The organism is Marinospirillum sp. (assembly GCF_014859565.1).
In genome coordinates, this window is record NZ_JACUUA010000002.1 from 17021 (window position 1) to 28740 (window position 11720).

Annotated in this window: 10 protein-coding genes; 3 read left to right on the top strand and 7 right to left on the bottom strand. The window is 52.6% G+C overall.

Features of this window, described 5'->3' with window-relative positions; translation table 11 throughout:
* Positions 1–6: 6 nt before the first annotated feature.
* The 7 genes from trmL to IBX50_RS00610 form a co-directional block, all read right to left on the bottom strand.
* The gene (trmL, locus tag IBX50_RS00580) at positions 7–486 is read right to left on the bottom strand and encodes a tRNA (uridine(34)/cytosine(34)/5-carboxymethylaminomethyluridine(34)-2'-O)-methyltransferase TrmL (RefSeq protein WP_292252535.1); all 480 of its coding nucleotides are present in this window, start codon (positions 484–486) and stop codon (positions 7–9) included.
* Positions 487–520: 34 nt separating this feature from the next.
* A complete protein-coding gene (gene ntrC, locus IBX50_RS00585) occupies positions 521–1957 on the bottom strand; it encodes a nitrogen regulation protein NR(I) (RefSeq protein ID WP_292252536.1) in 1437 nt (478 codons plus the stop codon).
* On the bottom strand, positions 1954–3060 hold the full coding sequence (glnL, locus tag IBX50_RS00590) for a nitrogen regulation protein NR(II) (RefSeq protein ID WP_292252537.1): 1107 nt from the start codon (positions 3058–3060) through the stop codon (positions 1954–1956). Before glnL ends, ntrC begins: the two co-directional genes overlap by 4 nt.
* 218 nt (positions 3061–3278) lie before the next feature.
* Positions 3279–4937 (bottom strand): ATP-binding protein, encoded by a 1659-nt coding sequence (locus tag IBX50_RS00595; protein WP_292252538.1) that lies wholly within the window; start codon positions 4935–4937, stop codon positions 3279–3281.
* Positions 4938–4969: 32 nt separating this feature from the next.
* Complete coding sequence (locus IBX50_RS00600) at positions 4970–5689, bottom strand: response regulator (RefSeq protein ID WP_292252540.1); 720 nt, start codon at positions 5687–5689, stop codon at positions 4970–4972.
* Positions 5690–6077: 388 nt separating this feature from the next.
* On the bottom strand, positions 6078–6698 hold the full coding sequence (locus IBX50_RS00605) for a response regulator (RefSeq protein ID WP_292252541.1): 621 nt from the start codon (positions 6696–6698) through the stop codon (positions 6078–6080).
* A 16-nt stretch (positions 6699–6714) separates the two neighbouring features.
* A complete protein-coding gene (locus IBX50_RS00610; protein WP_292252543.1) occupies positions 6715–8478 on the bottom strand; it encodes a PhnD/SsuA/transferrin family substrate-binding protein in 1764 nt (587 codons plus the stop codon).
* A gap of 405 nt (positions 8479–8883) precedes the next feature.
* On the opposite strand from IBX50_RS00610, the gene argH reads away from it, so the two are divergent.
* From argH to lysA, 3 genes are read left to right on the top strand one after another with little or no spacing between them, the layout of a single operon-like run.
* Entirely contained in the window at positions 8884–10314 is a 1431-nt protein-coding gene (argH, locus tag IBX50_RS00615) for an argininosuccinate lyase (protein WP_292252544.1), read from the top strand.
* Positions 10307–10456 carry a lipoprotein gene (locus IBX50_RS00620; protein ID WP_292252546.1) on the top strand — a complete coding sequence of 50 codons (150 nt, stop codon included), beginning with the start codon at positions 10307–10309 and terminating at the stop codon, positions 10454–10456. Before argH ends, IBX50_RS00620 begins: the two co-directional genes overlap by 8 nt.
* Positions 10457–10461: 5 nt before the next feature.
* Positions 10462–11715: a diaminopimelate decarboxylase gene (gene lysA / locus IBX50_RS00625; RefSeq protein WP_292252547.1), complete on the top strand. Its 1254-nt coding sequence runs from the start codon at positions 10462–10464 to the stop codon at positions 11713–11715.
* The last annotated feature ends 5 nt before the right edge of the window (positions 11716–11720 follow it).

The window sequence follows — 11720 nt, forward strand, 5'->3', positions numbered from 1 at the left end:
AAGCGCTCAGGTGGCGTTGGTTGGGATCGCGCCGGGAAAACCCAGTTGTTTCCAGGCTTCATAAACAATCAGGGTGCAGGCATTGGAAAGATTCATGCTGCGGCTGTCCGGTAGCATTGGAATACGCACTCGTTGTTGCGGTGGCAGGGTGTCGAGAATTTCGGCAGGCAGGCCACGGGTTTCCGGGCCAAACAGCAGCAGATCGTTTTCTTGGTAACTCACCTGATGGTAGTGCTGACTGCCTTTGGTGGTCAGTGCCAGTACTCGGCCAGGCTGTACACTTTCCAGCAGATCCACCATGCCGGTATGCACAGTGACTGCTGCCCATTCGTGATAATCCAGACCGGCACGACGCAGGCGCTTGTCATCCAGCAGAAAACCCAGAGGTTCGATCAGATGCAGGCGAAAGCCGGTGTTGGCACACAGGCGGATGATGTTGCCGGTATTCGGCGGTATTTCCGGTTGAAAAAGGGCAATGTCAGGCATGGGGTCTCCTGTGAAGACCCCGGATTATAACACCTTACTCGTCTTCATCATCGGCACCGCTGATACCCAGCTCTTTTAGTTTGCGGGTCAGGGTGTTGCGCCCCCAGCCCAGCAGTTCGGCAGCATCACGCTTGCGACCGCCGGTGTGTTTCAGTGCGGCATGGATCATGATGCTTTCAAAGGCTGGTACAGCCTTGTCGAGCAGGCTGGTTTCACCACGCATCAGTGCTTGTTCTGCCCAGTATTTCAGTGAGGCTTCCCAGTCACTGGCAATACGGCTGGGTGTTTTTGCCAGCAGTTCCGGTGGCAGATCATCAATGAGCACTTCCCGACCGGAGGCCATCACGGTCAGCCAGCGGCAGGTGTTCTGCAGCTGGCGCACGTTGCCCGGCCAGTCGAGGCGGCAGATGTATGCAATGGTATCCGGGTGCAGTACTTTGGTTTCCGAGTTCAGCTCGCGTGCCGCCTCTGACAAAAAGTGTTCAGTCAGGCGTGGAATATCTTCACGGCGATCTTTTAATGAGGGCAGGTGCACCCGGATGACGTTGAGCCGGTGAAACAAGTCTTCACGGAAACGTCCGGCCTCGACCAGTTTTTCCAGATCCTGGTGGGTGGCGGCAATGATGCGCACATCCACTTTAACGGCAGTATGGCCACCCACCCGATAAAACTCACCATCAGCCAGCACTCGCAGCAGGCGGGTCTGAGTCTCTGCTGGCATATCACCAATTTCATCCAGAAACAGGGTGCCACCATTGGCCTGCTCGAAACGTCCGTGACGTTGGGTGGCGGCACCGGTAAAAGCCCCTTTTTCATGACCAAATAATTCAGACTCAATCAGGTCACGTGGAATGGCCGCCATGTTCAGGGCAATAAACGGCTGGTGTGATCTGGGGCTGTGCTGGTGCAGAGCGTGAGCCACCAGTTCCTTGCCGGTGCCAGATTCACCGTTGATCAGTACGGTGATGGTGGAATGAGACAAGCGACCGATGGCACGGAACACCTCCTGCATGGCAGGTGCTTCACCGATGATTTCTGTTGTCTGCACGGCAGCGGTCTGCACCTGAGACTGATCAGCTGTTTTGGCTTTCTGTTCTTCAGCATGAGCCAGAGCACGGCGCGCTAATGCCACGGCTTCATCCACATCAAAGGGTTTGGGCAGGTATTCAAAGGCACCACCCTGATAGGATGCTACGGCACTTTCCAGATCCGAATGAGCTGTCATGATAATCACCGGCAAACCCGGATAGAGTTCGTTGACCTGTTTTAAAAGATCTAGGCCATCCATTCCGGGCATACGAATATCGGTGATCAGCGCATCTGGTTTTTGCTTCAGCATCTGCCTTAGCGCACTGTCGGCACGATCAAAGGCAGTGACCTGGATATTGGCCTGCTCCAGTGCCTTTTCCAGTACCCAGCGAATGGAACGGTCATCATCGATGACCCAGACATGGCCTTTAGGTGCGGTCATGGTGCTGCTCCTGTATCGGTTTGTTCAGTGGTGCTCTGATTGTCAAAAGGGATCAGCATCCGAAACTCGGTGTGCCCCTGCTGGCTGATGCATTCAATCAGCCCCTGATGTTGCTGCAGGGCGGCTTGTGCAATGGTTAACCCTAATCCGGTACCTTCCGCACGACCGCTGACCATGGGATAAAAAATGTTTTCCAGCATGTTTTCCGGTATGCCGGGGCCGTTGTCGATGATCTTGACCTGACAGACCAGCCGGTGGCGCTCGGAGCCGAGGGTGAACTGACGCTTGGCTCGGGTTTGCAGAATGATGCGGCCATTGGACTGACCGGATTCGATTAATGCCTGCATGGCGTTACGTACAATGTTGAGTACCGCCTGAATCAGTTGTTCTTTGTCACCAGCAAACTCGGGCAGGCTGGGATCATAATCACGAATCAGGCGCACCTGACCGCCAAACTCTGCCTGAGCCAGGGTGTACACTCGCTCCAGTACTTCATGGATGTTCAGGCGTTTCATTTCTGGCAGATGGCGCGGCCCCAGCATTCTGTCCACCAGATTACGCAGCCGGTCAGCCTCATCAATGATGACCTGGGTGTAATCTTTCAGGTCAGTATTGGGCAGGGCGCGCTCCAGCAATTGTGCAGCACCACGAATCCCACCCAGCGGGTTTTTGATTTCGTGTGCCATGCCCCTTACCAGTGCGCGAACGGTTTCCTGTTTATTGACCAGTTCTTCTTCGCGAGAAATGCGCAGTTGCCGATCACGCGGAAAAATTTCAATGATCAGCTGGGTGTTTTTCATCTCCGCGATGGGGGATGCTGTGTAGTCTACAGTTAAAGTTTCACCGTTATGCAGCTGTAGCTGCGCCTCCCTTTTGGTGAAGGGGTGCCCGGTGCTGGCTGATTGAGTCAGCGTGTCTGATCCTGCCCTTGGCTCCTGAAACAATTGAGCTACAGGCTGGCCGCGAAAACGCGTCAGACTGGCCGCAAGAAGCATTTCTGCGGCGGGGTTCATATAAATCAACTGAAGATTCTGCTCAAGCAGCAACACAGCAGTGGTCAGATTCTCCAGCAGGTGACGGGGCGGTTCCTGAGCCGGACTCATGCTTTTCTCTGGTGTAGTGAACTGTCGATACAATTTTCAAAGGGGATGCAAAAGCCGCACCAACCTGACTTTTTTGCACCAACAACCTACATCTCTGGCCTTGGGTGGGCATCATCACGGTGCGAGACATAAATGTGGGGTGTATCTTCCGGTACGCACTAGTCATCAGTGCATCAATATAGGGCTTATTTGATATTGATGCACTTATATGGTGCTTTTTATTGCGGGGGGATTTCCAGGGGCGGTAATTTTGCCGACTGGTGGCGTGGGAAAATCAGGCTGAAACGGGCACCTTGTAATTCCGGGCTGCGATCCACCTGGGTGCTGCCACGATGCCAGTAGATGATGCGTTGTACTATCGACAGCCCCAGCCCGTAACCGCCGGAGCTGCGGGTACGGCTGTCATCCAGTCGAGAAAAGGGCATGAATACTCTTTGCCAGTCTTCTTCTGGAATACCTGAGCCGTCATCTTCTACATCCACACGGAAGGTGTCACTTTCCAGATGACAGGTGACATGAATCCGATGGCTGGCATAACGCACGGCGTTACCCACCAGATTCTGAATGGCGCGCTGAAAATATCGGCCTTCCAGATCGGCTTCCGGGCTGAGTTCGGCAGGATTGTGGATGGTCAGTTTTAATTCCAGTTGCGGGTTGGTGCGCTGAAAACCACTGAGTACTTCTTCGAGTAGACCAGTAACATCCTGATTCAGAAACTGCAGTTGCAGTTTTTCCTGACCCAGACGGGCGTAGGTGAGAATTTCATCAATCAGGGTGTCGAGTTCATCAATGTCCCGATCTATGCCCTGTACCTGATGCAGGATGGCCGCGTGAGGGCTGCCGTCTTCACTCAGATCTTCGATCATTTGCAGGCCAAAACGGATACGTGCCACGGGTGTGCGTAATTCATGAGATACCGCATGAATCATTTCTTGCTGGGTACGCAGCAGGCGTTGTACCTGCTCGGCCATACGGTTAAAGGTGGTTGCCAGTTTACTGACAAAATCTTTGCCGGGCATATTGGCGCGTGCCTGCAGGTTACCGGCAGCGAGCTGACTGGAGGCTCGTTCAAGGTTGCGCAGACGATTTTCCAGACCATGCAAAAAACACCAGATGCTGGCCGCCAACATCAGCAGTGAAACAAGTAAAATACTGATCAGCAGAGGCAGAGGATAAGGATTAAACAGCTCAATTGGCCCAACCCGTAACCAGTTATTGTCACCCAGCTGTACATAACTGACCATGCTGCGCCCGTCATCGGAAAACAATACCACCTGCTCACCACGCTCCAGCCGTCTTTGCTGCAAGGGGTCGGTTTCAGCCGGTAATCGGGAAAGGAGTTGCAGTGGGTAAGCAAAGCGTTCGCCCAGTTGTAGCAGACGTTGTTCACGCAGTTCAGTTGGGGTGCGCTGCAGATCACGCAATAACAGATAAATTGAGGCGCTGGCCTGCTGTTCAGTCACACGCCACAAATCAGAGGTTAGCAGCAGTTCGGACTGATGAACCGGAAACACCACCTGCAACTGCTTAGACGTTTTTTTGCGCAGCACCAGTCGGTTTTCAGTCAGGCGACTGATTTCGCGGCGGGTGGACTGCAAGTCATTCAGGCTGCTGAGCTCAACATGTATGCCCAGAGTCTGGTTGATGTCATGCAGCCATTCGTGTTTCTGACCTTCATCGGTCAGGGTGAATTCTTCAGTCAGAGTGATGAACAGGCCGGATAGCAGCTCTTCCTGATAAGCCTCCAGCCGTACCTGATTGGCAAGATTAACCAGCAGAATGCTGAGTAGCAGGGTGCCAACCAGTGCGCCGAATACCCCGAGATACACACGCAGGAATATATTTCCAAGGCGTTTGTGCAGCAGACTGAAGCTCATGTCAGGATCTGTTTCCGGTGTTCACTTGTTGCTCAAACTTCCTTAACAAACAGATAACCCTTGCTGCGCACTGTCTTGATGCGACGTGGGTGCATCGGGTCATCACCGACCTTGGGACGAATGCGGGAAACACGCACGTCGATGGAACGATCCTGGCCGTCATATTCAATACCACGCAGGGCAGTGAAAATTTCTTCACGAGTCAGTACACGACCGGCACTGGATGCCAGCAGCCACAACAAGTCAAACTCAGCACTGGTCAGATCAATACTTTCACCTTTCAGCCACGCCTCACGCATGGCGCTGTCGATCACCAGATCACCGAACTCCAGACGCGAACTCTGTGGCTCATTGCTGTCTGCGGTGACAGGTTGAACCTCGGAGCGGCGCAGCAGTGCCCGAACCCGAGCCAGCAGTACTCGTGGGCGTACAGGCTTGGCAACATAGTCGTCAGCACCCATTTCCAGACCGACCACCTGATCCATATCATCGGTTCTGGCAGTCAGCATCAGAATGGGAATGTCTTTTTCCATCTTCACTTTGCGACAGATGCTCAGGCCATCTTCGCCGGGTAGCATCACATCAAGAATGATGAGATCAGGGTTTTCACGATCAATCCGTTCAACGGCACGAGCCCCGTCACCTTCAATGGAGATCTGGAAACCATTACCTTCCAGGTACTCGCGCGTCAGGGTTGCCAGGCGAGCGTCATCTTCAACAATCAGTATGTGGGGTGACTGGTTTGCATCCACTTTTTTAGTCTCACTTCGTAAATTGCCAGTTGATTTTAACCTGCCGAGCTTTTACCGCCGCTGCAGTGTTTTTCTGCATCATACCGCAATCCAGCGTGGTTTAAAGGGGTAAGAGGGAAATGTAGCGGCTAGGAACACAAACCAGGGTTTTTGTTGATCAATGGTTCAGACAGTTTCATGATGCAATAGCACCGTAGTTGCAAAGCTCCTCAAAACCTAACTGGGATTTTATGCCATTGAAGTCTAGGCCTAACAAATAACCAGAACCAGTAATGCTTGCGCGGGCTCACAACAGCTGCGCTTGTCTTCAAGGCTATTTTTCTACAATAGCGCATAACAGGCTGTTTTCTTAAGTATCTTTTTAAGAGCGGGAATTGCTGTATAAGCGTCAGGATAAATCAAGAAGCAGAGCAGCACGAATCAATTCTGCCAGGGAGTTCAGCTGCATTTTTAACATCAGATTATGACGATGAACATCCACGGTTTTAGGGCTAATTCCCAGCTCATCAGCAATAACCTTGCCGGGCATTCCTGCCGCCAGTCGTTTCATCACCTGTAGCTCCCGTGCGGTGAGCCGATTCAGTTGCAAGCGTAAATGGCTGATGTGTTGTTGTTCTGTCAGCCGTTGCCGGTGCAGGTTAACACCACGCTGGATTGAGTCCAGCAGCAGCTGATCATTAAAGGGTTTCTCAAAAAAATCCAGCGCACCTTCTTTCATGGCCTGTACCGCCATACTAACATCAGCGTGACCGCTCATCAGAATAACCGGCAGCAGAGGTTGTTGCTGCTTCAGCTGTTGTTGCATTTCCAGCCCACTCAAACCAGGCATCCGTACATCCGACAGCAGGCAGCCAGGTCGATCACTGGCTGGGCAGGCTAAAAAGTCATTAGGATGTCCAAAAGCCATCACTTCCAGGTCGACGGTTTCCAGCAACCATTGCAAGGACTCACGTACCTGCTGATCATCATCCAGCAGTCGAATCAAAGGCTGGGTTGTTTCTTTGTGCATCCATCCCACTCCAGAATCAGGTTTTGAGTTGTGGCAACTCAATTCGAGCCACGGCTCCCCCTTCCGGGGAGTTGGTTAAAGTCAGTGACCCGCCATGTGAGCGAGCCAGAGTCTGGCAGAGTTTTAGTCCTAACCCCATACCATTGCTGCGAGTAGTAAAGAAGGGATCAAACAGGTCGGCGACCAAATTGTGGGCAATTCCTTCACCCTGGTCTTTAAGAGTGATTATCCAGCAATGCTGCTGTTGCTCACAGCGGATGTCAAGGTTGCGCGCTACTACAGGTGTATTCCGCATGGCATCCAGAGCGTTGTTCAGTAGATTGATAAACAACTGCAACAGCTCGATCCGATTACCGTGCACCAAAGCAGAGGAAGGCAATAGTTTTAGCTGGACTTGTACCTGCTGTGCCTGAAGTGTTGACTCCATCAGCACCAATGCCTCTTTTAACAGCAGGTTGATATCCAGATCCTGTTTAGGTGGCAGTTCCTTACGCAGGAATCCACGTAAATTGCGAATAATTCCAGCTGCACGTTCACTCTGAGCAATGATCCGTGTGGTGGCTTCCTTGATTTTATTGTGGTCGGATAGTTTTTGTTCTGACTCAGGTTTATTCAACAGGCGCAACATACCCTGTGCATAATTCATGCTGGCGGTCAGGGGTTGGTTCAGTTCATGCGCCAGTCCGGCTGCTAGCTCACCCATCATGGAAAAACGAGAAAGATGAGCCAGTTCGGCTTGTTTCTGCTGCTGCTCCTGCATTAATTGCTGCAGTTCACGACTGCGCTGATGAACCAGATAACTCACCCGCAGGTGATGCATCAAAAACAAAAATATCAATCCCAGCGCCAACAGCAGGGGATAGCGGTACTGATACAACAGCGCCAGCAGCGGGTTATGTGGAAAGGCCGCATAAGGCCCGAAACGAAGGCGCTCGAACAGCCGATAAATACTCTGGTAGGACAAAGGAGCAGACCACTGAGAGCGCTCGTCATCCGCCCCGGGCATCTGCAACAACGCCAGCAACACCTGCTGCACCACCTCAGCTGGCTGGCGACTGGTGCTCAGAAAAGGCCAGTCTGGATAGAGATCACTGGACAACTGACAGGGGTAACCAGCCAATTGTCGATTTTCAACAACCCGGTAATCCTGCAGGTCAAGACGACCTTCAGCGGCCAGAGATTCCAGCAGGCAACTGCGCAGCACCACGGCATCCACTTCACCGGCATCCAGCAAATCAAGCAAAGATTCCATCGGATAACCTGCAAACACCCATTCACCGACATCACGCCGAACATCTAACCCCTGTTGCTCCAGTTGATCTCGAATCAACTGGAAACCACCAAAAGCATCCGGGTGCACTGCAGCCACTCGCCGACTATGTAGATCCTGCCACTGCTGCACGGAAGAATCCGCAGCAGAAACCACCAGCACCGATCCCACGGCTTGTTGTGGTGGATCAAAAATAGGATTGCTCAGAGTAGCCAGAGGTGCCAATGGGTAATGCTGACTTAGTTGCACATAATGACCAGGGTTGGTCATTACAAAATCCAGCTGGCCTGCTGCTAAAGCTGTCTCCAGCTCTTGCAGATTAAGTGGATGCAAAACCACCTGATGATTCGGCAGTTGCCGACCTATTGCAGTCAAGGTTGGCTGCCAATAACCGGCTGGAATAACATTATCTCGCCACTCAAGCACACCGAGATGCAGGGTTGAAGAGGGCGCAGCATTGCTGTTGCCACTCAGCAGCAGCAATACCAGCCACAATCCCACTTTATGCATAATTGACATCAAAGGTTGGCAAAAAATACGATCAACACACCTACCAGTGCCAGGTAACGCGCCAGCAGGTTCCACAGGCTGAAGTCTTGAAATCCTTCCCCGGCTCTTTGCGTACATCTTCTTTTTCCAGGCACCAGACATCAACAACATCGGCCTCCTTCGGGGTAAGAAGGCCAGGGGTCTGGCAGGATCACTGCTTTAACTTGGGTGATGCCAGCGGATATACCGGCTCACGTGACCCAGGTTAGTTGACCGATCAGGTAAACTAAAGGGTGATGCCCGGCATTTTGCCGCAAAGATGCCTTCAGGTCACCTTGCAACTGCAGTGAATGGCGACTTTCCCTGTAACCCTCTGGTAAACTGAGTCACATTACTTTAATGACTGTTTTCCGGAGCCAAACTTCCATGACGCAGAAAAGCGCCCCGTCCGCAGAGCATAATCCTGCTGCAGAAACCGAAAAACCCTGGGGAGGCCGTTTCAGCGAGCCGACCGATGCTTTTGTTGAAGGCTTCACTGCCTCTGTACTGTTTGATAAGCGTCTTTATCACCACGATATCGAAGGTTCTATTGCCCACGCCACCATGCTGTCCAAGGTGGGTGTGCTGACTGAGATGGAGCGGGATGCCATTGTGCAGGGTCTGAAAGAAATTCGCGCCGAAATCGAACGTGGTGAATTCCAGTGGTCAGTGCAACTGGAAGACGTACACATGAACATTGAGTCAGCTTTAACGGCACGTATTGGCATCACCGGTAAAAAGCTGCACACGGGGCGCTCCCGTAATGATCAGGTGGCTACGGATGTGCGTCTTTATCTGCGTGATGAAATAGATACCATCGCGGCAGAACTGACACGCCTGCAAAGTGGCTTGATTGATCTGGCGGCGGCTCATAACGACACCATCATGCCTGGTTTCACCCATCTGCAGACTGCACAACCGGTCACTTTTGGTCACCATCTGCTGGCTTGGAATGAAATGCTGCAGCGGGATTACGAGCGCCTGATGGATACCCGCAAACGGGTGAATATCATGCCCTTGGGTGCTGCTGCGCTGGCGGGCACCACCTACCCAATTGACCGGATTCAAACTGCTGAGCTGCTGGGTTTTGATCGTCCCAGTGAAAACTCACTGGACTCAGTGTCTGATCGGGATTTTGCGATTGAATTCTGCAGTTTTGCCAGCCTGTTACTGATGCACATGTCACGCATGAGTGAAGAGTTGGTGCTCTGGACCAGCTCCCAGTTCAACTTCATTAACCTGCCGGATCGTTTCTGCACCGGCAGCTCCATTATGCCGCAGAAGAAAAACCCGGATGTGCCTGAGCTGGTGCGTGGCAAAAGTGGCCGGGTGTATGGTCATCTGATGAGCCTGCTGACGCTGATGAAATCCCAGCCACTGGCTTACAACAAAGATAATCAGGAAGACAAAGAACCGCTGTTTGACACCCTGGATACCGTCAAGGGTTGCCTGCGTGCTTTTGCCGATATGATTCCGGCGCTGGAACCCCGCAAGGATGTAATGCGTGAAGCCGCTCGCCGTGGTTTTGCCACTGCAACGGATCTGGCTGATTATCTGGTTCGCAAGGGTGTAGCCTTCCGTGATGCCCACGAAGTAGTCGGTAAGTCTGTTGCTTTTGGTGTGGCAGAAAACCGTGATCTGGCAGAAATGTCTCTGGAAGAATTACAGCAGTTCTCCACCGTCATCAGTGCTGATGTGTTTGATGTGTTAACACTGGAAGGCTCGGTAGCCGCGCGCGATCACCTGGGAGGCACTGCACCGGCACAGGTGGCGGCTGCCGCCAAACGTGCCAAGGCACTGTTACGCCAGCGTGGCTGACAAACTCCGGGGAGCCATGATTATGCCATTACGTTTATCCCTGTTGCTGCTGGCACTTGTATTGCTGGCAGGCTGTGGTCAAAAGGGTGACCTTTACCTGCCACAGCAGACTTCACTCCTATCAACCGATTCAAGAGTCTGACAACCATGGACTTTTTTAACTACCGTAACGGCCAGTTGTTTGCTGAGGATTTACCGATTCAACAACTGGCTGAAGAATTTGGCACACCACTTTATGTTTATTCCCGTGCCACACTGGAGCGCCATTACCGCGCTTATGCCGAGCCGCTGGCCGGTCAGCCACATCTGATCTGTTATGCCGTCAAGGCCAACTCCAATCTGGCAGTACTGAATGTACTGGCTCGGCTGGGGGCTGGGTTTGACATCGTTTCCGCCGGCGAGCTGGAACGGGTACTGGCTGCCGGTGGTGATCCCGCCCGAGTGGTGTTTTCTGGCGTTGGCAAACAGGCTGGAGAAATTCGCCGTGCCCTTGCCGTGGGTATTAAGTGTTTTAATGTGGAATCCATCCCGGAACTACAACGCATTGATTGTGTTGCTGAAGAAATGGGGCTGTCTGCTCCGATTTCCATTCGTGTAAACCCAGATGTTGATCCCAAAACTCACCCTTATATCTCCACCGGCTTAAAAGCCAACAAGTTTGGTATTGGTTTTGAGCTGGCACGCGAAGTCTACAAACAAGCGGCCAATCTGCAACACGTACAGGTGGTCGGGGTTGATTGCCACATCGGCTCTCAGATCACTCAGATTGAACCCTTCCTGGATGCACTGGATCGACTGCTGGTGCTGATTGACCAACTAGCCGAAGACGGTATCAGCATCCAGCATCTGGATCTGGGTGGCGGCCTGGGAGTGTGTTACAACGATGAAACCCCTCCTTTACCTTCCGTTTATGTTGAAGCCCTGCGCCAACGCTTAGGTGATCGCCAGTACGAACTGGTGTTTGAGCCAGGGCGCGCCATTGCAGCCAATGCCGGTATTCTGGTCACCCGCGTGGAATACCTGAAAGAAGGTCAGGAAAAACACTTTGCCATCGTGGATGCCGCTATGAATGATCTGCTGCGCCCCGCACTTTATGGTGCCTGGCAGGCCATTATCCCGGTCATCCCGCATCAGGATGGTGTGCAAAGAAGCTGGGATATTGTAGGTCCAGTGTGTGAAACCGGTGATTTTCTCGGTAAGGATCGTGATCTGACCTTAAAACCCGGCGACCTGCTGGCGGTGCGTTCTGCCGGTGCTTATGGTTTTGCCATGGCCTCCAACTACAACAGCCGCAACCGCGCTGCTGAACTGATGGTGGATGGTCAGGAGCGTCATCTGGTGCGCCAGCGCGAAAGTTATGAGCAGCAGATGGCGGGTGAATTCACCCTGCCCAGACAGTGAGCTAA

Bases quoted from the DNA above. Each gene is read 5' to 3' on its own strand.
- trmL (WP_292252535.1), bottom strand. From the start codon at position 486: ATGCCTGACATTGCCCTTTTTCAACCGGAAATACCGCCGAATACCGGC.
- ntrC (WP_292252536.1), bottom strand. From the start codon at position 1,957: ATGACCGCACCTAAAGGCCATGTCTGGGTCATCGATGATGACCGTTCC.
- glnL (WP_292252537.1), bottom strand. From the start codon at position 3,060: ATGAGTCCGGCTCAGGAACCGCCCCGTCACCTGCTGGAGAATCTGACC.
- IBX50_RS00595 (WP_292252538.1), bottom strand. From the start codon at position 4,937: ATGAGCTTCAGTCTGCTGCACAAACGCCTTGGAAATATATTCCTGCGT.
- IBX50_RS00605 (WP_292252541.1), bottom strand. From the start codon at position 6,698: ATGCACAAAGAAACAACCCAGCCTTTGATTCGACTGCTGGATGATGAT.
- IBX50_RS00610 (WP_292252543.1), bottom strand. From the start codon at position 8,478: ATGCATAAAGTGGGATTGTGGCTGGTATTGCTGCTGCTGAGTGGCAAC.
- argH (WP_292252544.1), top strand. From the start codon at position 8,884: ATGACGCAGAAAAGCGCCCCGTCCGCAGAGCATAATCCTGCTGCAGAA.
- lysA (WP_292252547.1), top strand. From the start codon at position 10,462: ATGGACTTTTTTAACTACCGTAACGGCCAGTTGTTTGCTGAGGATTTA.